Annotated in this window: 30 protein-coding genes and 2 pseudogenes; 23 read left to right on the top strand and 9 right to left on the bottom strand. The window is 66.7% G+C overall.

Annotated elements, in window-relative coordinates:
• Positions 1 to 13 precede the first annotated feature (13 nt).
• Positions 14 to 256: a hypothetical protein gene (locus Psi01_RS02790; RefSeq protein ID WP_204062317.1), complete on the bottom strand. Its 243-nt coding sequence runs from the start codon at positions 254 to 256 to the stop codon at positions 14 to 16.
• Positions 257 to 431: 175 nt separating this feature from the next.
• On the opposite strand from Psi01_RS02790, the gene Psi01_RS02785 reads away from it, so the two are divergent.
• Together Psi01_RS02785 and Psi01_RS02780 are read left to right on the top strand one after the other, a co-directional pair.
• Entirely contained in the window at positions 432 to 848 is a 417-nt protein-coding gene (locus Psi01_RS02785; RefSeq protein WP_204062316.1) for an HIT family protein, read from the top strand.
• Between the two features lie 326 nt (positions 849 to 1,174).
• Positions 1,175 to 2,101 carry an aminoglycoside phosphotransferase family protein gene (locus tag Psi01_RS02780; RefSeq protein ID WP_204062315.1) on the top strand — a complete coding sequence of 309 codons (927 nt, stop codon included), beginning with the start codon at positions 1,175 to 1,177 and terminating at the stop codon, positions 2,099 to 2,101.
• 32 nt (positions 2,102 to 2,133) lie between these two features.
• On the opposite strand, the gene Psi01_RS02775 is transcribed toward Psi01_RS02780, so the two are convergent.
• Positions 2,134 to 2,343 (bottom strand): hypothetical protein, encoded by a 210-nt coding sequence (locus tag Psi01_RS02775; protein WP_204062314.1) that lies wholly within the window; start codon positions 2,341 to 2,343, stop codon positions 2,134 to 2,136.
• Positions 2,344 to 2,404: 61 nt separating this feature from the next.
• Here Psi01_RS02775 and Psi01_RS02770 point away from each other — a divergent pair, with 61 nt between their 5' ends.
• From Psi01_RS02770 to Psi01_RS02760, 3 genes are all read left to right on the top strand, one after another.
• Entirely contained in the window at positions 2,405 to 2,893 is a 489-nt protein-coding gene (locus tag Psi01_RS02770; protein ID WP_204062313.1) for a hypothetical protein, read from the top strand.
• 400 nt (positions 2,894 to 3,293) lie between these two features.
• Positions 3,294 to 3,791: a hypothetical protein gene (locus tag Psi01_RS02765; RefSeq protein WP_204062312.1), complete on the top strand. Its 498-nt coding sequence runs from the start codon at positions 3,294 to 3,296 to the stop codon at positions 3,789 to 3,791.
• Positions 3,792 to 4,134: 343 nt separating this feature from the next.
• Positions 4,135 to 4,527 (top strand): DUF3224 domain-containing protein, encoded by a 393-nt coding sequence (locus tag Psi01_RS02760; protein ID WP_204062311.1) that lies wholly within the window; start codon positions 4,135 to 4,137, stop codon positions 4,525 to 4,527.
• A gap of 246 nt (positions 4,528 to 4,773) precedes the next feature.
• Here the strand turns inward: Psi01_RS02760 and Psi01_RS02755 are convergent, their stop codons facing one another.
• From Psi01_RS02755 to Psi01_RS02730, 7 genes and pseudogenes are all read right to left on the bottom strand, one after another.
• Positions 4,774 to 5,862 carry a hypothetical protein gene (locus Psi01_RS02755; RefSeq protein WP_204062310.1) on the bottom strand — a complete coding sequence of 363 codons (1,089 nt, stop codon included), beginning with the start codon at positions 5,860 to 5,862 and terminating at the stop codon, positions 4,774 to 4,776.
• Positions 5,863 to 7,260: 1,398 nt separating this feature from the next.
• Positions 7,261 to 8,616 carry a hypothetical protein gene (locus Psi01_RS02750; protein ID WP_204062309.1) on the bottom strand — a complete coding sequence of 452 codons (1,356 nt, stop codon included), beginning with the start codon at positions 8,614 to 8,616 and terminating at the stop codon, positions 7,261 to 7,263.
• A gap of 1,509 nt (positions 8,617 to 10,125) precedes the next feature.
• A complete protein-coding gene (locus Psi01_RS02745) occupies positions 10,126 to 10,287 on the bottom strand; it encodes a hypothetical protein (protein ID WP_204062308.1) in 162 nt (53 codons plus the stop codon).
• A 32-nt stretch (positions 10,288 to 10,319) separates the two neighbouring features.
• A pseudogene (locus Psi01_RS44485) lies at positions 10,320 to 10,496 on the bottom strand (IS5-like element ISFal3A family transposase); the annotation flags it as partial.
• A 110-nt stretch (positions 10,497 to 10,606) separates the two neighbouring features.
• Entirely contained in the window at positions 10,607 to 11,440 is an 834-nt protein-coding gene (locus Psi01_RS02740; protein ID WP_204062307.1) for a phosphotransferase, read from the bottom strand.
• Between the two features lie 11 nt (positions 11,441 to 11,451).
• Positions 11,452 to 12,147, bottom strand: coding sequence for an HAD family hydrolase (locus Psi01_RS02735; protein WP_204062306.1), 696 nt, complete (start codon positions 12,145 to 12,147; stop codon positions 11,452 to 11,454).
• The gene (locus tag Psi01_RS02730) at positions 12,144 to 13,010 is read right to left on the bottom strand and encodes a winged helix-turn-helix domain-containing protein (protein WP_204062305.1); all 867 of its coding nucleotides are present in this window, start codon (positions 13,008 to 13,010) and stop codon (positions 12,144 to 12,146) included. Before Psi01_RS02730 ends, Psi01_RS02735 begins: the two co-directional genes overlap by 4 nt.
• Before the next feature lie 132 nt (positions 13,011 to 13,142).
• On the opposite strand from Psi01_RS02730, the gene Psi01_RS02725 reads away from it, so the two are divergent.
• From Psi01_RS02725 to Psi01_RS02640, 18 genes and pseudogenes are all read left to right on the top strand, one after another.
• Complete coding sequence (locus Psi01_RS02725; RefSeq protein ID WP_204062304.1) at positions 13,143 to 13,361, top strand: hypothetical protein; 219 nt, start codon at positions 13,143 to 13,145, stop codon at positions 13,359 to 13,361.
• A gap of 299 nt (positions 13,362 to 13,660) precedes the next feature.
• Complete coding sequence (locus tag Psi01_RS02720; RefSeq protein WP_204062303.1) at positions 13,661 to 13,990, top strand: hypothetical protein; 330 nt, start codon at positions 13,661 to 13,663, stop codon at positions 13,988 to 13,990.
• An 87-nt stretch (positions 13,991 to 14,077) separates the two neighbouring features.
• Entirely contained in the window at positions 14,078 to 14,347 is a 270-nt protein-coding gene (locus Psi01_RS02715) for a hypothetical protein (RefSeq protein WP_204062302.1), read from the top strand.
• Positions 14,311 to 14,793 (top strand): hypothetical protein, encoded by a 483-nt coding sequence (locus tag Psi01_RS02710; RefSeq protein ID WP_204062301.1) that lies wholly within the window; start codon positions 14,311 to 14,313, stop codon positions 14,791 to 14,793. The genes Psi01_RS02715 and Psi01_RS02710 overlap by 37 nt, the downstream gene beginning before the upstream one ends.
• Positions 14,790 to 15,326, top strand: coding sequence for a hypothetical protein (locus Psi01_RS02705; protein ID WP_204062300.1), 537 nt, complete (start codon positions 14,790 to 14,792; stop codon positions 15,324 to 15,326). Before Psi01_RS02710 ends, Psi01_RS02705 begins: the two co-directional genes overlap by 4 nt.
• Complete coding sequence (locus Psi01_RS02700) at positions 15,323 to 15,649, top strand: hypothetical protein (RefSeq protein ID WP_204062299.1); 327 nt, start codon at positions 15,323 to 15,325, stop codon at positions 15,647 to 15,649. Before Psi01_RS02705 ends, Psi01_RS02700 begins: the two co-directional genes overlap by 4 nt.
• A gap of 97 nt (positions 15,650 to 15,746) precedes the next feature.
• Positions 15,747 to 16,043 carry a hypothetical protein gene (locus Psi01_RS02695; protein WP_204062298.1) on the top strand — a complete coding sequence of 99 codons (297 nt, stop codon included), beginning with the start codon at positions 15,747 to 15,749 and terminating at the stop codon, positions 16,041 to 16,043.
• Positions 16,040 to 16,252 (top strand): annotated as a pseudogene (locus tag Psi01_RS44480) (WhiB family transcriptional regulator); the annotation flags it as partial. The gene Psi01_RS02695 and the pseudogene Psi01_RS44480, both read left to right, overlap by 4 nt.
• A gap of 146 nt (positions 16,253 to 16,398) precedes the next feature.
• Positions 16,399 to 16,587: a hypothetical protein gene (locus Psi01_RS02685; protein WP_204062296.1), complete on the top strand. Its 189-nt coding sequence runs from the start codon at positions 16,399 to 16,401 to the stop codon at positions 16,585 to 16,587.
• An 84-nt stretch (positions 16,588 to 16,671) separates the two neighbouring features.
• Positions 16,672 to 17,391, top strand: coding sequence for a hypothetical protein (locus tag Psi01_RS02680; protein WP_204062295.1), 720 nt, complete (start codon positions 16,672 to 16,674; stop codon positions 17,389 to 17,391).
• Between the two features lie 83 nt (positions 17,392 to 17,474).
• Positions 17,475 to 18,878: a hypothetical protein gene (locus tag Psi01_RS02675; RefSeq protein ID WP_204062294.1), complete on the top strand. Its 1,404-nt coding sequence runs from the start codon at positions 17,475 to 17,477 to the stop codon at positions 18,876 to 18,878.
• 85 nt (positions 18,879 to 18,963) lie between these two features.
• On the top strand, positions 18,964 to 19,200 hold the full coding sequence (locus tag Psi01_RS02670) for a hypothetical protein (protein WP_204062293.1): 237 nt from the start codon (positions 18,964 to 18,966) through the stop codon (positions 19,198 to 19,200).
• Positions 19,201 to 19,216: 16 nt separating this feature from the next.
• Positions 19,217 to 19,717, top strand: a complete 501-nt coding sequence (locus Psi01_RS02665) for a hypothetical protein (RefSeq protein WP_204062292.1) — start codon at positions 19,217 to 19,219, stop codon at positions 19,715 to 19,717.
• A complete protein-coding gene (locus Psi01_RS02660; protein WP_204062291.1) occupies positions 19,674 to 20,603 on the top strand; it encodes a hypothetical protein in 930 nt (309 codons plus the stop codon). Before Psi01_RS02665 ends, Psi01_RS02660 begins: the two co-directional genes overlap by 44 nt.
• A gap of 18 nt (positions 20,604 to 20,621) precedes the next feature.
• Positions 20,622 to 20,906, top strand: a complete 285-nt coding sequence (locus Psi01_RS02655; RefSeq protein WP_204062290.1) for a hypothetical protein — start codon at positions 20,622 to 20,624, stop codon at positions 20,904 to 20,906.
• A gap of 205 nt (positions 20,907 to 21,111) precedes the next feature.
• Positions 21,112 to 23,205 carry a hypothetical protein gene (locus tag Psi01_RS02650; RefSeq protein WP_204062289.1) on the top strand — a complete coding sequence of 698 codons (2,094 nt, stop codon included), beginning with the start codon at positions 21,112 to 21,114 and terminating at the stop codon, positions 23,203 to 23,205.
• Between the two features lie 200 nt (positions 23,206 to 23,405).
• Positions 23,406 to 23,669 (top strand): zinc finger-like domain-containing protein, encoded by a 264-nt coding sequence (locus Psi01_RS02645; protein ID WP_204062288.1) that lies wholly within the window; start codon positions 23,406 to 23,408, stop codon positions 23,667 to 23,669.
• A 44-nt stretch (positions 23,670 to 23,713) separates the two neighbouring features.
• A complete protein-coding gene (locus tag Psi01_RS02640; protein ID WP_204062287.1) occupies positions 23,714 to 24,205 on the top strand; it encodes a single-stranded DNA-binding protein in 492 nt (163 codons plus the stop codon).
• Positions 24,206 to 24,207: the final 2 nt, after the last annotated feature.

The following is a 24,207-nucleotide window of genomic DNA, read 5'->3' as shown; positions in this document are numbered from 1 at the left end:
TCCGGTCGATCGGTCAGAAGTACCGGCCGCAGGGGTACTGGCCCCCTTCGTAGCTCCAGCAGAGCTCCACCGTGAAGGGGCGCCCGTCCTCGTAGTGGACCTGGTACAGGCCGGCGTCTCCGAACTCGTCCTGGTACGACCACCACGGGGGCGCCGCGTGGGCGGGAGCGGCGGCGGTGGCGCTGATCAGGGCGGCGGCGACCGCGCCGAACAGCACGGTCACGATCCGCTTGCCGGTCTTGGAAAGTCGTGACATCGATGACTCCGATCTCGATCTTTGGAACCGGGACACAGTTCACCGCCGCGGTCTTGGAGATCAGTTGGAGCTGACTGGAGATCGTTCCAAGCGGTCGTGTTCATCCGGCCGGCCTGTGGGCGGCCATGAGGAATCCGGGTGCGGCGACCCCGGCGCACCCGAGACCATGATCCGTATGGCAACCTGCATCTTCTGCGAGATCGTCGCGGGACGAGCCGAGGCCGGCGTCGTCTACGCCGATGACAGCGTGGTGGCCATCATGGATCACAAACCGGCCACGGTCGGTCACGTCCTGGTGATCCCGCGCGTGCACATGGCCGGACTGGCGGACGCCGACGACGCGATCGGTACGGCGATCTGGCGTACGGCACGGCGCGTGTCGGCCGCGTTGCGGACTTCGGGCCTCCGCTGTGAGGGGGTACGGCTGTCACTGGCCGACGGGGAAGCCGCCGGGCAGGACGTCTTCCACCTCCACCTGCACGTGGTGCCGCGCTATCCGGGGGACGGCGTCGTGGTCACCGCCGACTGGAAGAAGCGCTCGCGTGAGCTCCTCGACCACGACGCGGCGCTGATCCGGAACGCACTCGCGTGACCGCGCGAACGCACGGCCTCGGGCGGTGCCGCAAGGCGGCGGCTGCCGTACTCACACAGGCCCGATGACGAATCAGGGCATGGGAGATCCCGTCGTGATCGTGGACTGCAGCCCCGCCAGGCCGGTGGCGCACCGGGCGGACAATCCGGAACCGACCAAGCGCCGCTTCCGGGAGGCGCCGGGCAGCCGGGGCCGTCAACGATCGGATGTGATCGCGTCCGAGTAGGGTGAGGGCATGCTTTGACGCCTGCCCGGTAACCGGGCACCTCCGGATCTCCTTCGTTCGTCGCAGCTTCCACCCCGGACCCACGAAGGAGACGTCTTCCATGAACACGTCGACCCGCATAGACGTTCCCGACCTGTTCGCCGCGTCCTATGCCGCCAACGGCGCCGAGGCACGCGCCTGGATCACCGATCTGCCGCGTCTCGGCGGCGAGTTCCTGGACCGCTGGGGACTGCGGCCCGACGGCCCGTCCGCGTACGGCATGGCCTCGCTGGTTCTGCCTGTGCTCCAGGCCGACGGGACACCTGCCGTCCTCAAGCTCCAGCAGCTCCGGGAGGAGACCTCCGGCACCGCCACCGGCCTGCGGGCATGGAAGGGCGACGGCATCGTGCGCCTGCTCGACTATGACGAGAAGAGCGGCACGCAGTTGCTGGAACGCCTGGATGCGACCCGGCCCCTGTCCTCGGTGGCCGACGACGATGCGGCCGTGCAGATCCTGGCCGAACTGATGGCCCGCCTGACCTCGTTACCCGCCCCGGGGGATCTGCGGCGGCTGTCCGACATCGCCGCGGCCATGCTCGACCAGGTCCCGCATGCCGTACCGGCACTGCGAGACCCTGACGAACGGCGACTGGTGCGCACCTGCGCGTCCGCCGTGGCCGAACTCGTCGGCGAACCCGGCGACCGCCTGCTGCACTGGGATCTGCACTACGACAACATCCTGGCGGGGGAACGGGAACCCTGGCTGGCCATCGACCCCGAACCCCTGGCGGGCCACCCGGGATTCGAGTTGCTGCCGGCGCTGGACAACCGGTGGCAGGAGGTGGAGGCCACCGGTGATGTGGCTCGCGCGGTGCTGCGCCGCTTCGACCTGCTGACCGAGACCCTCGGCATCGACCGGGGGCCGGCAGTCGGATGGACCCTCGGCCGCGTGCTGCAGAACGCCCTGTGGGACATCGAAGACGGCAAGACCACCCTCGGACCTGCCCAGGTCGCCATCGCTACGGCGTTGCTGCTTCGGCGGGGATGAAAAGGGGATGGTTTCCGCAACTCACCGGAGAATCAGGTGGTCAGGTCGTTCCCTTCCCAAGGGTCCGCCGTCCGCAGTCGACGGGTGATGCGCTCTTCCAAGTGGCTTCCGTCTTCGTGTCGGGGTACCGCCAGCTGGTGGGCGTCCCCGGCGATGTCCTCGTCGGCGGCCGTGATCAGCCGGTCGACCAGATCGGACGGCGGGGCCACATTGGCGGCGAGGCCACGCAGGACATGGTTCACGGGGCCATCCTGCCCGGGCCGTGATCACATGGCGTGTGATTATTTCAGCGGCGGTGAGGCCATGGCCGGCCTCGCCGCCGCTGCCCTGCCATTGACCGGCGCCGGAGGCCTCGCCATGCCTGATTCCCTGTTGTCCGCCCTGATCGGCCAGGAGCTGGGGTCGGTGGTCTTCGTCCGCGACTATCTGCAACTGGACTTCGATGGGCCGCGCCTCACCCTGTTCGTCTGGCCTCAGGTCAGCGTGGATTCCACGGTTCACTCGATGGGCGACCCTGGCTACCGAGACACGTTGTGCGCCTTGATCGGCCATACCGTCCTGACGACGGCAGAAAGCCCCGATGCGGGACTCGTCGTCGGCTTCGGGCGTGGCTCAGTGACGCTCAAACCGGAGCCCTCCCATCTGGAAGGGCTCGAGATCGCGATGCTTGGCGGGTTCACCGATCGCGAGGACTGGATGGTGTGGCGCCCGGACGAATACCCCTTCGACGCCCCAAAACGGCCCTTACATCTATACCCTGCTCGATCTCCGGCCTTCCCAGATCAGCGGTGAGCGTAGGGCGGGCTGCCGAAGACCCGCACCCGCCCCTCCGGTCCCACGGCCACATCCTGTACGGCGTTCGGGTTGGAACCGGGGACGACCGACCCGCTGAACGGCACCGCCGGGATATCGAAAGTCCATCAGGCCGAACCGTCCCAGCGGCGAAGGTAGCCGGGCTCGAACCCTCCGCCGCCGCTGTCATGTGCGGACCAGAGCGTGCCGTCGGCGGAGGCTGCTGCCCCGATCGGCTCGGCGTAGGTGTCATCCCTGTCGACTGCGGGCCCTCTCCAGGTCGGCGCCTTCGATTGAAGCGCGTGTAGCCGGAATCCAGAGGAGCCGCCGCGGTCCTGACCGGGCGTCGCCTTCAGTGATCGACTACTGGGATTCAAGCGGGACTCGTTAGACCGGGGGCATGAACGATGAGATCCATTCCCTGCAACGGCGGGAGGGTCCGGTGCCGCCACCGGTCTGGGAGCGCGTCGTCTCTCTTGATGAGTCCCTGCCCGACGTCTGCATACACCGGGAGATGTGTTTCGCCAAGCACGTCCAGGCCAAAGGCGGCATGGAATGGTTGCTGGGCGGGCTGGTGTTCCTGTGGGTGATCTACGTGACCGCCTGGACGGCGGGCGTGATCTGGTGGTGGGGACGGCCGGGAGCCGGGCTCATGGCGGCGGTGACGCTTCCGCTGATCCTGATCTCAGCCGTGGTGCACCGCCGCCGGGGACACCGCGGCCGGTGCTGGATCGTGCGGTCACTGGATCCCGGCGAGATCATGGACGGCTTCGCCGTCCTGGTGAGCCCGTTCGTCTGGATCGAGCGGGTCCTGGGATGGATCCTGTGGCCCCTCCTGCAGGTCGGACGTCTGTTCGGCTGGCTCTGGAGGTGCCTGTCCAGGCTCGGAGAGCTGTGACCGTACGGCGGCGCTGACCGGCCGCGAGGAGGCTCCTCGACACCTCGTTGCGTGCGGACGGTCTCTCCAAGGGCGAGATCGGGGCCGCGTTGCTCGTCTCCGAGCCGGACGCAGCGGAGTTCGCCCGGATGCCGCGCTATGACGGGGAAGGCTGGCCCCGCCGAGCTACGGCGGGCTGAGGACGGCCGTACCGCCGAAAAGCTCGGCCCCTGCTGGACTGGCACACCGCACTGAAGAGCGTCAGGCGATGTCTCCCCTGGAGCGGACGCGGCCTGTACCTGACATCAGATGACAGGGATGACGGAGAAACTTGGCGTATCCACGACGACCGAGAGGAACCGTCATGCCCCGCGCAACCGGCACCTTCACCATCGACAGCTGGGAGCCCGAGCCCTACGACGAACGCGAGGGCACCACGCTCACCCGCGTCCACCTCACCAAGACCTTCCACGGCGACCTGGAGGGCACCAGCACCACCGACATCATCACCGCAACGGGCCAGGTGGAGAGCTCGGCGGCCTATGCGGGCTTCGAGCGTTTCACCGGCACCGTCCATAACCGCAAGGGCAGCTTCGTGCTCCACCACACGGCCACCGCCCACGCGGACGAGTCCTCCTTGAGCTGGACGATCCTGCCCACCTCCGGCACCGGGGAACTGACCGGCATCCGGGGCGGCGGCCAGATCGTCAACGGCAACGGCCGGCACTCCTTCCACCTCGACTACGAGCTCGAATGAGGATCTCCGGCACCTGCGTGCCGGATCTGCCGGTCGAGCCGCAGGCGCCGATCAATCATCCGCAGTCATCCGCAGCCATCCGCGAGCAAGGCCGCTTGCCCTGCGGGATACGACGAGATGTGGATCGAGCGGATGGAGCAGGTCCGCGATCGGCCCCCCACACCGTCCTCGATTGACCTAGGCGAATCTCGCACTACAGAACCCGGAAGGCCGACCCAAATTGAGCGAGTCGGCCTTCTGCGATCTCTAGAGGCCCTGCAGGTGCAGTGGTGCTGCCACGTTCTCGGCGAACCAGGTGAAGAAGTAGCTGTCACGGTCGAGGCCCGCGCGGACCGTCTGACGCCAGGCCTCCCGGCCGAGCACATCGAGGTACTGCTGCAGGATGCGATCTCGCTCTTCGGGAGTGCAGCCGAGCCGCTCCGGCGACTGCCGGGCCAGGTGGCCGACGAGCTCTGCGGCATTGGTGTACCTGCTCACGGTCGCTGCCTGGCGGCTGAGATGACCGGCGTGCGCCTCCAGGACGATATGTGCCGGCGGGTAGTGATCCAGAGTCATCCCCATGCCGCTGCAGCCGGCCATGGTGCTCAGCAGCCGACCGGTGTGATCGACCAGGTCATCGTCGGCGTCAGGCCGGATGATCGCTTCATGCAGGTGAGCGGCGGTGGCGACCTTGCCGGCGAAGTAGCCGTTGAGGTAGTCGCCGTCGCAGGAATTGCGCAGCAACCACGAACGTGACTCGAAGACGCCCATGCACAGCGCCTCGACGACGTAGACCCGTCCCCAGCCGGCGACTCTCTCGGCAAGCCACAGCAGCGCCTCCTCGCCGCCACGGCGGCGTTGCAGGGCGTTGGCGGCCAACAGGCCGAAGTGGTTCGACAACAGCCCGATCGTCTGGATCAGCGAGATGTCCTCTTCCGCCCAGCCGGTGGCGAGCAGCGCCAGTCCCACGGTCGCAGAGCACCGATCGCTGCTGTGCCGTACCAGCCATCGCCCGGTCTGCTGAACTCGTCGTTTATCCGCTCGCAGCGCCGCGGCGGCAATGTGCTCATTGCGGTGGGCCGGAACGTAGAGGTCGTGGAACGCGTCGGCGAGCTCACCAGGGGGCGCCTCGGCTTTGGCGAAGTGCGCGTCCAGGATCGCGGCGACATCCATGCCGACAAACCGGTGATCTTCCGGCGCATCCGGTCCACGCCGTCGGTGGTGTGTTTCCGCGTCGGGGTACGGCTCGCCGTCACGGGGCAGGGGCGCATCCGGATCTTTCCGGTGCAGGCGCAGTGCGTAGTCGAACAGACTGATCTGGGGTCCGAGCGATCCAAGCTCGGTCGTCACGCTCACCGGCGGACGGAGGACTCGATTCTCTCGATCATGTCCGGGATGATGCCAGCACAGATCGGCCAGATGCAACAGGGCGCCAGGCGGCCCGGCATTCCTTCGGTCTCTGATGTAAGCCGAGCAGGACGATCATGTCCCACGACTGTCCCGCATCGCTCGTCATTCGGGGGCTTCCGACGTCGCAAGACGGCAAGACCGAATCGGCGCCGAAACGAGCGAAAGGCCAGGTCGGACGATGTCCGGCCTGACCTTTCGGTTGGTGCCCCCTGCAAGATTCGAACTTGCGCTCCCGGCTCCGGAGGCCCCTCCCCGATCATCCTCTGATCTGCGTTTTCTCCTGCTTCTTTAGGTTCACGGCCCGCCTATGGCTCGCACATCATGCTCTGGATCATCAGAAGCCCTCCACGTCGAGAACTTCTGAGATCGTCCCCGCGAGTGCGGGGCCGACATCAGCGCGCGGGCGATGTGGTGGATCTCGTAGGGACCATCCCCGCGGCGCGGGGCTGACGCCATTTCCTCCACCGTGCCCGACCGGATGCGGGGACCATCCCCGACATTGGCGTCTCCAGCAATGGCGCATCAGGGTGACCGCTACGAGGCCAGCCTTCTAGCAGTCTTCGATCGGTTCAGTCGTCTTCGGCCCACACTGCGGCCAACAAGAACCCGATTGCGCCGATCCCGCCGACAAAGAAAGCGATGTGCAGGCTGGGAGTGTCTGTCCCGCTTTTAATGAGCATGTAGGAGCCGACTGCCGTAGCTGCGGAGATGACGGCCCTAACAAGGCAGCTGTTTCGTTTCGACACGCGATTCTCCGTGCGGTGTGCTCCGCCGGGGCGAACGAACTGCGGACCCTCGATGGTACGCCGTCCTGCGCCGCTGGTCTCCGGCTCCGAATCGGAGCTGACCATCGGCTTCTCATAGAGAGGGCCGCCCAGTCCATAGGCCCGAAGGCACTCACCGTGCTACCGCACTGCAATAAGTAATCAGAGACAGAGAAGACGTCCTCATAAAGGTGGCGGTGAACCGTCCGGACGATGTGTTCCGAGTTAGATAGACCTCGCTCTACGGCTCGCCCCGTGGGCAGAAGGACAACCGCTGGCGCCCCTCCACGTCGCTGCGCGGCAGCTTATTCCCATGTGCGCGTGAGCCACTTTGCTCTAACAAAATAATTTCCGGCAGGAGCCCTCCCGCCCCTTGTCCTGAGTGACACAAGCATCAGAGATCGCTTTGCGGCGATCCGGCACCATCGCCGTGATAGCTTGGATATTCGGCAAACGCGCTCGTGCACTGACTCTTGCGGCCGTGCTCCTGCTCGGCCTGCTGGGCTTCGGATTGATGAGTGGCGCTGATTACTTGGCTGACGGCTGCTTCCCGTGATACGTAAGCCCTATGACCATTCGACTAAAGCATGCCCTGGCGTGAAACTCGGTATAGCTGCGTGAGAGACATAGTGGCGTGGGGAAGATATCTACGCCCTCGATCGTCGACGCTAGAGTTCCAAGGACCATCCTGCCAGGTAGACAGAACCATCTTGACGGTGTCCCGGCTCAAGTCATACCAGTCGATTTCTTCGATTTCGTAGGCGCTGTGGGCTCTTTGCGCACGTTCGACGAGCTCCCCCTCCTCCAGCTTCGTCTTCACATGAGCGAAAAAGTATGCCGACACCTCAACAGCATAGAGACCGAACCAGGAGAAAACGATGTTGTCTCCATATAAATCTGGCTCGGTAAGATTCACCTCCTCCACCAAGGCTCGAACTGCCAGATCATAGCAATTTTCGAACGGCCGCCCGGGCTCCCTCCAGTTCATCGTCTCGTGGACACCGACCTGATAGAAATGCGGCCAAACCCGTGCGCCCTGAGGCCTCCGGATCATCATTATCCGACCGTTGCGACTCTGGACTGTTACGTTCACGACTATGTTCGAGTTGGGCGCGCCTCGAATCAACTTGCTCAAACCGCCTTCTTGGTCACTGCGCAAGATGCGGGCTACGATGGCATGATAATCCTCGGGATGGTCTCGCAGGTAGCGGCGGATTGCCACATGTTCATAATACTGGCTCCTGGCGACGCTGAGACAGAGCTGCTGGTTCGCCGATTCCCGAGTGTCCTCGTCATAGGCAACAAGTGTCGGACATGGACTGCCAGGCTTTGCAGACTCCTCCTCCAGGTAAACTTGCAGAGCCGCCGGGTCTACCCAGTCCTGCTGCATGGAGGAAACGACCGTGATCGGCCCAATATTATGCTGCTGATCGAGCCGACGAGAGAAGTTCCAATCGATTATGCGGAAAAAACCGACAGACGCCGGATCAAATCCGAAAGGTTGAAAGTGCGTCTCGGTAGGCGGCGTCCCCAGAAAAAGGCTGACGTATCTATGTGGAGATGCGCGAAGCCGCCTCTTCTCGGCTTCAATGTCGAAGCAGTGGTTCATCACTGTTTGGACTGCTTCAAGGAAGACCTGGCGCTGGTATGGGTCCCGCGGCAGAGCCTTGTCACCGGTCTTTAGGACGTTGAGGACGGTCTTACGCTCCCACGCAAGATCGAAGTCCAGGCCATGCAATCGTGAATAGATCATGTCTGCCAGGTGCGGCCAGCTCAGCCAGCCTCCAGCATAAATACCGTACGATGCGTTCTCGTCCTGAGAGAGATGCTTTCTCGTCTCCTTGTTCCCTTGGCACAACAGATCGCGATCGATCCTAATCGCATCTCTGAAACGCCTGTTCAGGTCGGCGCGGTCCCTAGCGGAGAGAGGAGACACGGCAGCAGAATACCCCCGGTCTGCGACCTGCAACAGGGGGTAATCCGCTGGTGATCAAAATACTCGCAGGTCAGCGTGGATATGGATCATGAGCCTATCCCCCCGTTCGCTCTCCTCCTGCTGGCCTTACCCGCCGAACAGCCTCCTGACAACATTCCTAGTAGGCGTTGGGAGGTGAGATGGATGAACAAGGTAACACCCGTTAGAGATGTGTCGAGGTCTAGGACGATCATTGTGCAGGTACCCACGCTGAAGCAGCGCACATGGAGATCGATCAGCCATGTCGGCGTTCTCGCTCTTATCACTACGGGGTGGGTATCGAGCACGCGCGACATCATTTCGATAGTCGTCATAAGCGTGGTTCACGAGTTGTGCGCAGCACTAGGTGGCTACATCAAATCTTAGGAGGGTACTCGTGAGTGTTCGCTGAGCCTCGAAGCAAGCGCGAATACTCACGAGCTCTCTCGCAGGAAATGACGAAGCGTTGCTTCATCTTTAAAATCGACTATCGAGCTCGCCCTGGAAGTCGATAGCGGTAGTGAGGTATCCTTATAATGAACGAGGAATATATCGGCTGCTCGAAGAACTATCTTTACGCCTTCACGTGAGACCAACTCGCGCGCGCACGTAAGGCGCTCCATAACTTCTCCGCCCTCTATAATGCTGGCAGTCTTTACGTCTCCAATTACCATATAAGCGTCCGGATCTGTCGCATCTGACGTCTGGTGATACTTGTGCGGAAATCCATATCTTCCACATTCTCTGCGCAACGCATCCAAGAGCATCGTCGGGAGATCGTTCGTGACAGGCCATCCGATTGTCACGCACTGCTCTCCCTGAAGCCAAAGAGTGCGGTCATACAGACGCAGCCCTCGACTCGTGAATGTGTCGAGTGATTTGTTGTAACCGCCAAACTGTATGGGCACCCCACCGTGGAACTCGGATCTGAGCATGTGAATCATCCGAAGAAGGCTGCCCAGCGAGGCCGAGTTGGTTGATCGCTCTAAGCCGACGATCGTCGCATGAACCTCCTCTTGTACGCGAGGCTCAAAAATGGGCCCCACCGACTGCCGCATCAAATCTTGTACGGTTTTGATGTAATTACCCAAAATGGTGGGTTTCTCTCCGTACCAGGCAACTATAGTGACGTGCTGCATGTCTGTTTCCGTCATACCTTTCCTTCGCGTCTAATTACATCATTACCGTAAGCAGTGATCGACCACCCATTCGCAGGGCCCGGCGACAGTGCAGGCCGGCCTATCTTCCGTAATAGTAGAGGCGCGACCAATACGGGTAAATACTCAGTTTCCGAAGGGATACTTGTTGTTCTCCCATCGAGGTTGTCCGGTCACGTCCCATTCGTCTGGTCGCAACCAGGCCGACTCAGAAGGTGTTTGAGAGGTAATGGCTTGCTTCATCGGGCCCATTCCAGCAGCCGTGATCCGGGCCGTAGAGCAGGACGTCCGCGGGTGATCCGCCGTAGCAGCATGCTGATCCCCGCCCACCGGATCATCCCTCGCTCATCGGTGGCCGACGCTCATCATCACGCACCAACCGCCGATACAGCATCAACCACGCCAGCGCCCACCCCACCACCCACCGCTTGGGATGCACCCGAAAGCCGCGCTGGGTGGCGGGCTTGGCAACGATGTGCATGACGATGCCCAGCACCTGACGTGCCCACAGCACCACCGCCCGGCAAAGCCCTGATCGGCGAAGACCACCCAGCAGGCACCTGACAGATACAACCCCAACAGACTGGTGGCTCCAGCGCGATCTTGCACGCTGGCCGGACGGATCATCACTGCCAGCAGCAGGCAGAAGATGTCGGTGGCCACGAACCGCTTACGACCATTGCCCTTCTTATGGGCGTCATAGCCGCAGCTGTCGGCGCCCGCAGTGTCGGCGCCCTTGACGCTCTAGCTGTCGATGACCGCGGTTGGCCTATAGTGGGGGCATCCCCCAGAGCACAGCCCGCCCTGCTGGACGGCTACACCCGGGCGGCATCGGCAACGGTGACCCAGGCCTGGACTCGCTCCCGGTCGACTCCCACCATGTCCGCCAGGATCGCCACGGTGTCCACCGCCGGCAACCATCGGGTGGCCTTGAGCGCGACGACGGCTACGTCATAGGCGGCCTCGCCGCGCATGCCGCGAGGATCGATCATCAGCATGCGGTCATTGGCTGCCAGCAGAAGGTTCCCGGTGGAGGCGTCGCCGTGGCAGAGGCCGGAAAGGTCGTCGGCACTGAGGTCATCGAGTACGGCAAGCGCCTCTTGCCGCTGGTCATGATGGGCCGGCGAGCGCCCGGGAGCCAAGTCCTGCAAGCCGTCCCCCTGCTCCAAGCGGTGCCGTAGCCATTGGCTGATCGACGGCATGTCCGGCGCAGGGGCGAGCTGGTCCACGAGTGGCCGCAGCATCGCGGCCAGCGGCAGGGAGAGGTCTTCGTTGACGGGAAGGGCGTAGAGCGGGGTGCCGGGCTCTATGCGGTCCATGACGGTCCACGTGCCCGACTCGGTCTGAGTCACCTCGTGAACCCTGGGGCCGGCGCCGATTTCCGCCAGTCGCATTGCGACAGCCGACTGGAAGGACCCGTTCGGGTCGGGGCTTGCTCGCATGACCAGGGGGCCGTTGACGGTCGCCACCTCGACGACGAAGCCGTACCGGGCCGGCAGGACCGCGATCGGATCCGCCTCATATCGCCGGCACAGCTCCACCAGTTCGGCTTCGACGCTCTGTCGCCACGAGGCTTCGAGAGCCGGCCAACGGCTGGCCACGGATTGCACGACGTCCGACGGAACACTCGGAACGCGTAGAGCTTCCACAGGGTCTCCCATCACCGGAGGGCGCCGTCGGAGTCGAGGGCATCCAGAACAGGCCTCAGGCTGTCGACGACGCAGCCGGCACCGGCGCCTTCGAGACCTGGAATCCGATCGGGATATTTCGCGTACCCGATGGTTGTCGTCCCCGCTCGGGCTCCTGCTTCCATATCGGTCACAGCATCGCCGATGAACAAACACGAGCTCGGTTTGCTCCCGAGCTCGGAAACGGCCTTCAGGATCGGTTCCGGGCTGGGCTTCATGAGCTCCGGGTGCCCGTAGACCCGGCACGAGAGAACCGCCACGTATCGGGCCAGATCATGCATACGGAGATATCGCGAGACGGCCGCTTCCGAATTATTGCTGACGACCCCCACACCTCTCCCCGTACGGCAGGCCAGCTCGATGGCCTCGTGTGCATGGGCCGTAGGGGTCGCCTTCTCGGCCGCCCTGACCTCTTCGGCTATCAAGACGTCCTCCACCTCGGGCAGGAGATCAGCCCGATGCTCACCGGTCCATGCGAGCAGGCGAAGAGGGTTGGGCGCGTCCCTGAGGGCATCAGGCGGCTGGACTCCGCGGTGGGCGAGAGCAGCGCGAACCGTATCGGCGACTCTTGACGCCGGATGGCCCGCGAAGAGATTGCACACGGGTCCGTCGAAGTCGAAGAGAAACACCGAACTGCCGCCGACCAATGCTGCGACATCAGCGGTCATGGCACATACTCGCGGGCCACGGTCCCCCATACGGAGTCGAACCACGCTTGTGCCTGCTGTACGAACTGCGGTCCATCGGAAGTCTCGCCGTCTCTGATGGAGAAGTGGAAGAGCGTGGCGTCTTTGCCCATCAGGTCGTGAAGGGTCACGGATTCCCCGTCCAACGTGATCGCGTGTTCGACGATCGGGTAGAAGCCGTAGAACACTTCCTCGCGGTTGAGGATGTAGAGCTTGAACGACGGTGCGAGGTTGTGGGTGCGGACGTCGACGCTCGCGGTCTTCACCAGCTTCAGATCGGCCAGCTCCTGCACCGCGTCCATGATTCCTTCGACGGCCCGGCGCGTTATCCGGTTCGCCCGCTTCTGGATCAGCGGCTCGGTGGAGTCGGTGCCGACCCGGCGTGGCAGGAGCATGGGCGCCGTCGTGTCGTACATCATGATCCGGATTTTCAGCGACTCCGGAGTGAGCCTTCCCGCCCTGATCTTGTCGAGCACTTCCATGATCGTGTTACGGAGGGTCTCACCGGAGAAGCCGGCGAAATCAAGCGAGGCGTGCGAGCGGTCGAAGCCCGTCTCGACGTGCGGGCGCAACCCCACGGGCTGCTGTGTCTGAGCCCGGACAAACACCCCGCTCCCCTGCCGGGTGACGATCAGATGATCCGAGGTCAGGAAGCGCAGGGCGGCCTTCACGGTTTCGCGCGCTACGCCGTATCGCCCGGCCAGCTCGCTCTGCGAGGGCAGCTTGTCACCGGGCTGCAGCTTCCCGGTGAGGATGGCGGCTCGCAGCTTGTTCGCAATCTGCCGCGACGGCGTCCGAGGATCATCAGGGTCAAGCTGGCCGAGGTAGTCAGCGTCGTCGCTCATGGCCACACCCTATAGGTGGCTAGCCAGGCTAGCTAGATTTTCGGCATTGCGTCTTGACATGACTAGCCAGGATGTCCAAGATGAGCGCAATAGATCTGACTAGCCAAGTCAGCCAGGAGATGGGAGTCAGAGATGAAGACCTCAACACCCGCCCCTCGCTCGCAAGCCTGGTTTCCCGGTGTCTACGTGCCGGTCCGGCACATCCACGGCATCGAGTTCGCCTCCGAGCAGCGACGGGGCGGGGTCCGGATCTTCCGGACCACCATCCACGGGACCGCCGATGAGCTGCGAGCACTGGCCACCCAGATGCTGCGGGCGGCCGACCGGCTGGAGAAGCCGAAAGCGGCATGATCCGGCACTGGTCCTGAAGGCGCTGATCCGGCCCGCGATCCGGACGCGGACCGGGTCAAAGCCGGCAGGCCCGGCGACTCGACGAAGTCACCGCCACTTGCCAACTGCATAGCGGATCTGCCAGCCAGATCACCGGCCCAGGTGACGAACCACGAGGTCCCGCGGCCACGATCCGGTACGGCTGGCAACACGCGCAGCGCTTGCGCTGCCCGTCCCTCGCGCTCCGAACCGTGTACATGGCGGTCGGCGCGTGAAGGGCGGAGAACGCAAGCCCTCTGATCTTGCGCGAGGAGAACACCATGCGGCACAACGAACGGCCGGTCCTCCTGGCCAGCACGATGGCGCCGAACCTGCTGAGCCTGCACCTGGATGAGCGGCCCATGGCCGTCTGCACCGACTGCGGCGCCTGGCGGATCCTCCGCCGGAACCTGCTGTGGCCTCACCGCGCCGCCGACGGCGTCTCCCGCTGTCCCGGCAGCGGGCAACGGATCGTCTTGGACCTGACTCCCGCCGAATGGCTGTCGAGCCTGTCCGTGGCGTGCCGGGATGCGGCCGGACGCCGCGCCCGCCGTACCTTCAGCAAACCCGAGCCGCCAGCCCCGCCTCCACTGCATCGCATGGCCGCCTGACTCCCGGAACGTCTCGTCAGCGCCCGGTCGGACCTCCCGGTCCGGCCGGGCGCTTCGTCATGCCCGCCTACCGAAAGGAGCACTCCCATGTCCGTCGACCACTCGTCATCCTCATCGTCCACCGTCCCCGCCCTCACCTACCTGCAGGAAGCACAGCTGCAGCTCGACGAGGTGCTGTCCGGCTATGACCCGCACGGCGCCACCGGCGACGACACCACCGCCTTCAGTGCCCAGCTCCGCCTCGCCGCCATCTGCGCCCAGCTGGCGCAGGCCGAGGCACTGCAGTCCATCGTCACCACGTTGGAGGAGACGCTGAACGAGTGGCGCAGCGTGCTACGGATGAGCGGGCCGTCATGATGTCCCGCCGATGCATCGATGCCCTGCGCACCCACGCGCAGGCCGCCTATTTGATCGACGACGCCGGCGAACTGGCCGGCATCGTCACAGAGCTGGTGGCCGAGCTCCAGGGGAGCCGGATCCGTGAAGGCCTGATCCGCAGCGAATACCTGGCCTTGCTGACCGCGGCCCGCGCCACCATCGCCGCCGAGCGCTGTCACCAGGCAGCGCCGCTGACCTTCCTGCACTGGGAACTGGAGCGTCACGGGCAGCTGCCCGGCGACCACGACACCGCCACCCGGGTACTGGCCGACGCCAAGGCCGCGCAGATCCTGATGGATCACCTCATCGCCCGGCAGTCGCCGGATAACCGACGGGTCTGCGCCGAGTGCGGGAGCGACATGGCCGCCTCCGCACCGGCCGCAGACCGCGGCGCGCGCCGTACCCCGACGGGGGTGAACGCATGATCCCGGCTCCGACGGATCGGGCATGGAAGGAGGCGCGTAACCACATCCAGACCGCTGTGGCTCATCTGGTGATCGACGCCTACGGCAGCCGAGCCGTCACCTGGCAGCCGGTGTTCCCGGGCGCCGCCACCCGGCAGCAGGTGGCCGATCCGCTGCCCGGCCTGTGGACGATCAAGTACTTGGACGCCCTGATCAAAAGCGAGGCTCGCAGGTACGCGCGGCGAGCACGCGAAACCGGGCACCCCTGGGCACGGATCGGCACCATGCTGCGGCTGCCCGATGGAGCGGACCACACCACGGGCCAGGCCGCTTTCGTCTACCTGGCCGACAACGTGTTCGGCGAGCAGTCGTTCACTTGGTGCTGCTCGGATCGGCACTGCGGCCAGCTGATCCACGACTACGGCCCCGGAGCCGACCATCCCGATGAGGCCGAACGCGGCCACACCTCCGGTTGCGCTCGGCATGCGGAGGATCTGGCCGCGTGGGCCCGAGCAGAGAACGACCCCGATCAGATCGATGGACAGGGCCGATGAACGATCCTGTCCCGGCGCCGCTGGCCGGTGCCGCTCTGTGGACCGTGGTGGCCGCCGAGCGAGCCGGCGGCCGGTGCGAATGCCGGGGAGAGTGCGGCAATCCCCACCGTAAGGACGGTGGCACCTGCCGGCGTGAACAGCGCCCGGGCCGGCCGCTGCATCTCGCCCCGTCCACCAACGTGTCCGACACAAAGGCGGCCACGTTGCCCGGTGATCAGTTGATGGCGCTGTGCCCGCCATGCCATGACGGCCTGCTCCGCACACGGCGCCGCGACCGCGAACAAACCATCCGGCAATCGGCCGGCACTGACGCCCTGTTCTAGCGCGTTTCCGGGGCTCGCCTCCTGCGGGCCCTCCCCCATCTGGTCGCGCCCGGCCTATCGGGCGCTTCCGTCTCCCTCACGAATCGGAGAGTGCGCCATGCGTACCATCCTGCGCGTCGCCGGGCTGGTGTTGCCCGGTCCTCTCACGTTCCTGGCGGTCCAGCTGGCCGGTGCCTGGCAGACCGTGCTGGCCATCGGCCTGCTGACCCCGGTGATCGTCATCGGCGCCATCGTGATGATGGCCGTCGGCATCCGCCGGGAAGAGCGGGCCGAATCCCTGGGATCGGCTCCGCCCGGCCCGGCTGCGGCCTTCACCCGGCGCCTGCTGAATGTGCACGTACGTCAGTCCGTACCCACCGACCACCCCGCCACGGCCACGGAGGTGACCCGATGAACGCCTGGCAGAACCTCGCGCACTGCGCCGAAGCCGATCCCGAGATCTTCTTCCCCGAGCGCTGGGATGAGGCATCCACCGCTGAAGCCAAGTCGGTGTGCGCTTCCTGCCCGGTCCGCTTCGAGTGCCTGACCGACGCCCTGCAGCGCATGGAGCGCCACGGGATATGGGGCGGGCTGACCGAGCAGGAACGCCGCAAGGTCACCCGGCTGCCGCATCGATGCCGCCACTGCCGCGGCCCCGTCCTGGCCGCGGCCGGCCGCTACTGCAGCCAGGGGTGCCGGCTGGCGGCCACCCGCCGCCGCAGGGCAGCGAGCCCCGCGGCCTGACTGCCTTCCCGCTCCGGGCGGATGACATGACTTCCCTGACACTCACCGTGCGGGTGCACCTGGCCGACGTACTGGTCTGGGCGCGCACCCGCCGTCTCATCGCCGCTGCCACCTTCTCCGGTCTCAGCTTCGACACCGTCGCCGCGGCCTGGGCGCTCTGCCCGGCCAACCGATGCGTCCATCCGGGATGCTCGCGCTGCCGCGACGGCCGCTGACCCCGGTTCCCCTTCCTCATGCACACGCCGACTTTCCGGCGATCGTGCCTCCCCTCGCTCCCTCACCACAGGAGACCCGCCACCATGAGCACCGTCCCCTTCCCACAGCCGCCGTCCCACCCCGATCACCCCGATCACTCCGGCCACGGCAGGCCGGATCTGCTCGGCATGCCCGTGAACGGTCATCTGGCCGCCGCCGTGACCGAACTGTCGGCCCTGGCATCACACCTGGCCCGTACGGCCGGGGTGCCCGCGGTCATGCTCGTGATCGACAGCGAGCTCGACACCATGGTCACCACTGAGCGGACCGGCGACGACAGTCCCATCCCGATCATCACCATCGCCGAGGGCGTGCTGTACGGCGAGCTCGACTCCCCCACGGGGCACGCCGCCGCCGGCGCCCTGGCTCACGCCCTCGTCTGCCACGAGCAGAAGCCGACCCGCCTCCAGCAATGGCTGGGGCGGGTCACCGGTCTCTCCGCCGCTGCCCTGCTCATCGCTCTGGTGTGGGGTGCCGCCCTTGCCGTGGTGATCGCCGCGCTCACATGGGTGAGCGCGGGGCTGGGCGTACTCGCCCTGCAGCGGCGCAGCGAGTACGTCGCTGATCGGGCCGGCCAGCGGCTGCTGGACGATGCCGGGTTGGACGGCCGCGCGTGCATGCTGGCGATGCTGTACGCCATCGCCGCCCAGGAACCGCAGGCTTACCAGCGCTACGGATGGATCATCTCCGGCGTGCCCACCGCCGCCACTCGCGCGTACGCCCTGACCCGGGCCACCCGCGCCACCGCCTCGACCGCCGGTTGACCCGCATCGCATCTTCGGCGCCGCCGGACACCACCCACGCCATGGTCGTGTCCGGCGGTGCCTGCTGTTGGAGGTGATTCCTCGTGCCTCGCGAGGAACTGCTCAACCTGGCCAGAGCGCAGCCCTGGCTGGTCGCGGTACTGGCGTTGATCGCCCTGATAGTCCTGGGCGTCCTGTTCTGGGCCGCCGGGCGTGGGTTGCGCAAAACCGGCCCCCCTGCCGACCGGCTGACCGTGCTGGCCGCCCTGGTGGCCACCGGCGTGGCCGCCTCGGGCATGTGGGCGTTCTTCGACGAAAAGCTGCCCCAGCTGCCCACGGTGCTGCGGGTGGTGTTCTTCGGCTTCCTGGAGCTGGCCGTGCTGACCTCGGCCGTGCGCGCCCGGCAGAACATCCGCGAGCACGGCACCGCCGGCGTCGACGGCGCCGCCGTATGGGTGCTGACCAGCCTGTCGGCGGTGTTGTCGGCGCTGGCCGCCGGGAGCTTCGCCGTGGACGTGCTCCGGTTGGCCACCCCGTTCGTGGCGGCCTGGCTGTGGGAACGCGGCCTGGCCGGCGAGCGGCGCAAGCACGCCAGCCGCCCTCGCGAGCACGAGCGCATCTACTGGCGTTTCACCCGCCGGCGCCTGCTGATCCGGCTGGGCCTGGCCGACCCGGCCGATCGGCAGGTCTCGGAGATCGCCGCTCAGCATCGGGTGACCGCGCTGGCCCGCGCCGCCCACCAGGCCGCCTTGGTCGCCGACTCGCGCTGGCCGGGGCGCAGAGCCTGGGCCGCCCGTCGGCTGCGCAGCGCGATGATGGCCGCGATCGAGCACGCGCACCTGGCCACCGATCCGGACCGGCAGCACGACCTGCTGGCCCAGCTCGGCGCGCTGGCCCACGCCGGCCAGCTGGTCACCACCAGTGTTCCGGCGCCCTGGGCTGCAGCCCTGACCGCACTAACCCAGCCGTCGACCCGCACCGCCGAGGCGGAACAGGCCAGCGCGGTGCTGCAATCCTGGGCCGCACTCTGGCGCGGCCCGGGCGTCCTGGATCCGGACCCGAAAGTTCTGTTCGCCGTCCCGCAGCCAGAAGTCACTCCGCTGTCTGCACCCGATCTTTCTGAGCCCAGACCAGGTGCGGTGACCGGCCCTGGTGACCCCGCCGAGGCTCCCGCATGGGGTCACCGCGCTCCGACTGACCCTGCCCTGACCCCGTCGAGCAGGGTCACCTCGTCTCGGGAGCCGGACCGCACCGACCCAGGCGCGCAGCAGGTGACCCCGCCCGGCTCGGCTGCTGACCCCGACGGGGTCGTAACCGACCTGACCGCGGTCACCCACGACTCCGAGCGCATCCGCCTGGCCATCGACGCCCTGGGCCTGGACACCACTCCGGCGCAGATCACCGCATGGCTGGCCGCTCGCGGCGTGCGCGTCACCGCTTCCAACGCCAAGACCGTACTCCGGCGTGAAAAGCGTGCCGCCACCGCTGACACAGCTCGGCCAGCCTGACCTTCCCCGTCCCCGTCTGTGCCGATCACATCGCCATCGGCGCGGGATGCACTCCTGCCCCTGCCTGACCGTCCGAGGTGACCCCATGACCGATCACTGCGCTGACCCCGGCCGCCGTCGTCGCCATCCCTACCCGCCGACTCCCGCCGCTGAGGATTCGTCGGCCAGCCCTTACCCGTCCGGCGCGCTGAGCGGACCGGGCAAGAGCCCGGCCTTGTACAAGCACGTGATGCGTGCGGCGCTGCGGCCCGGCAACGAGCTGCGGATCGTCGATCTCAAGGCCGTCCCCGATCACGACACTGCGGCCCCGTGGCCCATGTGACCCCCTTGCTCCCGCTGTGCAAAAGGAGAACGCGATGGAAGCGGGCAAATGGATCATCTTTGCCGCCCTGGCCGGCGCGGTGTTCGTCGGCTTCAAATCCCGCCAGCTGAAGATGTATGAGTTCTTCGTCTGCGGCCTGTTCGTCCTGCTGCTGGACGGCCTGATCTTCAACGGCCAGATCAGCAAGTGGGTCGGCGATCTGGGCAACAACATCCCGGACGTGGCCGACTCGGTCACCGCCGGCCTGGCCCTGGGCCCCGTCCCTGCGCCGACCCGTCGGCGCTTGGCGGCCTTCGGTCGGGCGCTGTGGGCTCAGCGTCCGCACTGGAGCGATTATCTGATCATCACCGCCATCACCATCACCGTCCACTACCTGTGGGGCTGGTCGTGGTGGTTCGGCGCGGTGGCCGCCGGCACGCTGGCCGTCCTGGTGGTCATCAACGCCCTCCTCACTCTGGCCGACCGGCCCGCCCATGACGCCGGTGCAGACCTCGACCCGGGCGGTGGCCATGATTGATCCCCTCACCCTGATCATCGTGCTGGCGATCCTGGCGACCAAGACCGGCCGCCGCGCCGGTGCCAACGCCATCCGCTCGGGCTATCAGGCGACCGGCTGGCGTACTCCCAGCCAGGCGCTGATCCACCATTCCGGCCGGGCCGGCGCCTGGAGCGGCCGTCTGTTCGCCCGCGGCACCCGGGCCACCCGCCGCATCACCAGCACCCTGGCCCGCCGCATCTACCGGCGCACCGAACGCCGGATGCGGAAGCGCTGGGATCGGCGCCTGGCAGGCGGACACACTCCCATCCCCCTGATCGGCCGCCACCGACGCTCTCATCCCGACGGCCGAGACACCGCCTCCGGAGGTTCTCCCCAGCCTGGTCAGGCTGATCGGGACGACTCCACCGCTGCACCAACGGCACCCTCGGCCGGGGAGCCGACGGCCCTGCAGCCAGCCACTCCCCCGGCCGAGGGCACAGCTCCGGCCGTTCCATCGCCTGGATCAGGCGAAGCGTCCCCTCCTGCCGACATCCAGCCGAATCCTGTCCCGGCGCATCCGCCTCACTCCGTCCGCCGTCCCGCTCTTTCTGGAGGAACCGTCACCATGTCCAAGCTGCTGATCAACATCGAGCCGCCCACCACCGACGCCGAGTTCCTGACTGACTGCATCACCATGGCCGAGTGCCTGCGCACCCTGGCCGGCGAGATCGGCACCTGGGCCGAAGGCGTGGCCGCCCTCGGGCTGCCTGCCAATGTCACCGACCCGCTGACCGCGGTCGCCACCGGCCTGGAAGAGGCCGCGGCCGGCGCGGTGACTGCGGCCACCCGCTTCGAGGAGGAGTTCGAAGAGGCCCGCGAGGTCGCCGCCCGTGGTCTGGCCATCACCGGCCAAGACGCCGCCTGACGCGCAGGGATGCCGGCCATGAGCACGCCCGCGCCCGTCCGAACGTCCTCTGCGCTCGGTTGGGACGACGTCACCATCGGCGATCATCTGATCATCCGGCGGGAGTTCAGTCCCGTCCATCCCACCACCGGTGATCACGTGGCCGAATGGCGCGGCCGTCTGATCGAAAACTCCCGCTGGGGATTCTCCCTGTCGGGAGAGGACGGCCGGCGCCATGGTTTCTTCGCTTGGAAGGACGGTCCCGGCTATCGGCAGATCGTCACCCGGCGTCCCGGTCCCGCATCGTCAGCCCCACCTGGTTGAGCGTCGTTTCCCGTCGCTGCCCACCCGCATGGCTCCGGCGAGCAGGAAGCTCTGCCTGCTCACCGGAGCCACCCACCGGTTCGAAGGAGGTGATCTGCTCATGGCACGAGGCGAGCGTTTCGGTACCCGTCGCAGTCCCCGCCGGACGGGCGGGTCCGGCCGACGCGGTTGGGCAGGCGGTGCTCCCAGCCGCTATGGCGACGGCTTGCCGTATCCGGCAGGCGCCTACCGCGACCGTTTGAGCGCCGGCCGCGTACTGGCGGCAGGGGTGCGCGGCTATGGCCGGTGGGTGGCCCGTGCGCCCGAGACCCGCGGCCTGGCCTCAGGGCTCGCCGCCCTGTATCCGGCCGGGGAGGTGATGCATGCCCTGGGGCCAGAGCCTTTGCTGGTCGGCGCCTTGGCGCCGCCGTTGGCGCTGTCGACTTGGGTGGGCACCTACAAGGCACACCGATCGGTGAAGTACTCGGCCACGCTGACCGCCACCGTGGCCGCCGTACCAGGTTGGCTGGCCTTTGCCGCCCACTGGGGAGCCTTCAATCTGCCCACGTTGGTCGGCTACACCAGCACCGCCGCCCTGGCCTGGTCGGCTTTCACCTGGTCGGACGTACTGCGCGAGCGTCGCGCCTGGCAGGCCCGACAGTTGCGGTGGGATGCCCTGGCCACTGCAGTGGGCCTGGAAGACTCCAAGTTGATCTCAGCTGACGACACCCGGCTGGGCCAGTGCTTTCGCATCGACATCCGCGCCACCGGCAAACGTGCCAGCCAGCTGGCCCGGCCCGGTAGCGGCCTGGCCGAAGACCTGGCCGCCCACCTGGCTCTGCCGACCGAGCGAGTGCGCATCAGCGCCGATGCCAAGCACGCCGGCATCATCGTCATCGCGGTGCAGCTGATCGACCCGTGGCAGGGCGAGGTGACCCACCCGGCGCTGAGCGGCACGGCATCGGCCGACGCAGCGCGCCGCTCGATCATGGACGGGCCGCTGGTGCTCGGGCTCGACCCCGACAGCGGCGACGATCTGGCCCTGAGCGTCTTCGACAAGGCCGGCGGGCACCACACCTTTCTGGTGGCACCCACCGGCAGCGGCAAGACCACGCTGTACAACAACCTCATCGAACAAGCCAGCGACCGGTGCGACGTGCTGGTGATGGGGATCGACGTGGCCAAGGGCACGCTGGGTGCGATCTGGGGACAGGTGCTCGATGCCCACGCCGGCATCGGCGAGTACGACAAGGCGCTGCAGATCTTGGCTTGGGCCGGTGTCGTCATCACCGAGCGCTCCCGGGCCTCCGGCGGGCGCAACCATAAGCCCTCACCGAGCGCGCCGGTACTCCTGATCCTGATCGACGAGCTGGATGAGGTCACCGGCTACAACTCACCCATCGGCACCCAGGCCAAGGCGCTGGTGGAGAAGATCTACCGGCGCGGTCGCTCGGCCGGAGTGGTGCTGGCCACCGCCTCCCAGCGCGGGGTGATCCAATACACCGGCACCAAGGACCCGCACGCCAACGCCGACAACAAGATCGTGCTGCGGGTCAACCGGGCCAGCGAGATGAACAACGTCATCCCCGGCTGGGAGCTGGCCGGCATGCCGAACATGGAGACCTATGCCCGCGGCGTGCACGGAGTGGCCCTGGTGGTCGACGGCAACAGCCTGTGGCGGGCCGGCCGGGTGCGCGATCTGTCAGATCTGGATGCGGTCGAAGCCCTGGCCGGCCGACGCGGCGCGCCGGTCGCCTGCCTGGAGTCGGCCATCGCCGCGATGCTTCCCGGGTACGGCGAGCGTCATCACCGTTCTGTCCCCGCATCCGCGGTGCCGTCTGGCGGGAAGGGCATCGGGGGTGGGTGCGCCACCAGATCTGACGGCACCGACTGGGGCATCAATCCCGCCGATTCGACCGCCATCGACCGGCTGGCCCAGGACATGGTCGCTGAGATCGAAGCCCGTCTGACCGACATGCCGGCCCCACCTGCTCAGCCCACCAGCCTCAATGAGTTGATCGCTGCCAAGCACGCCGTGGAGCACGCCGACGCCAATGATCCGGCTGTCAACCGCGCCATTCCCGTACCTGAGCACATCGCCCGGCCCATCCTGCGCCTGCTGGCTCAGCGCGGCCCGGCTGGGGCTCGGCGTGATGAGCTGGTCGCCGCGGTGGGCCGCTCCCGCTCGGTGGTGGCCGGCTGGCTGGCCATCCTGCGTGACCACGGCAGCATCACGGCGCTCGGTGCGGGCCGGGCGGCCCGCTATTACCTCCGTGAGTACGCCCCCGGCGACGACGCCTCCGAAGGCTACGAACCGTAACCGTCGAGGCCGGCAACTGTCCTGGCCAACTGTCCGGACGAACTGTCCTGCCGCCGTCCTATAGGGGACCCGGCAGGACAGCAGGACAGTTCCCGGCCGGACAGTTCAGCCCTCACCTTCCGTAATCACTCTCCCACCCGGACGGCACTCGATCACCGCCGCCCGGGCGCTGTGCCATGCGCTGCGAAAGGACTCCGGCCATGCTCCCCCTGACCTTTGCGCTCCTGTCCGAGCCGCCGCAGGAGACCGCCGGCGCGCTGCCCGGCTGGCTGGTTCTGATCAGCCTGGCCGCGCTGTACGGCGCCGGTTATGCCATCTCTCTGCGCCTGCATCCCTATAAGGCCTGCCGACGCTGCCGCGGATCCGGCAAACACCGCGGCTGGTTCTTCACCGACGCCTTCCGCGCCTGCGATGCCTGCGGCGGTACCGGCCGCGAACTGCGCCGCTTCGCCCGCGACGACTGATCCCTCATCCCGCACTCGCCGTCCCCGAATGAAGGAGCCCTGCCATGTCCTCCGGCGACACTTCCATCACCATCGTCGGCAACCTGACCGCCGACCCCGACCTGCGTTTCACCACCAGCGGCACGGCGGTCGCCTCGTTCACCGTGGCCGCCTCCCGCCGCCTCTTCGATCAGCAAAGCAACCAGTGGAAAGACGGCGACACCCTGTTCCTGCGCTGCAACGCCTGGCGGCAGATGGCCGAGCATGCCACCAACAGCCTGGCCAAGGGCATGCGCGTCATCGTCACCGGCCGGCTCAGACAGCGTGATTACGAAGCCAAGGACGGCAGCAAACGCACCGCCTACGAAATCGACGTCGACGAGCTCGGCCCATCGCTGAAGTTCGCCACCGCCCGCGTCACCAAGACCACCCGGGAGCAGGCTCCGCATCCCGCCGTCAGCGGGAGCGACCCGTGGGCCGCCGCAGCCGCCCCGCCGCCGGGCCCGCAGTCCGATTCCTCCGGCAGCGGCTGGGGCGGGGACGAACCGCCCTTCTAGTC

Origin of the sequence: Paraplanobispora siamensis (assembly GCF_016863175.1) — a bacterium.
Lineage (GTDB): Bacteria > Actinomycetota > Actinomycetes > Streptosporangiales > Streptosporangiaceae > Planobispora > Planobispora siamensis.
The sequence above is the reverse complement of the archived record's forward strand: the minus strand, read 5'-3'. Positions and strand labels throughout refer to the sequence as shown.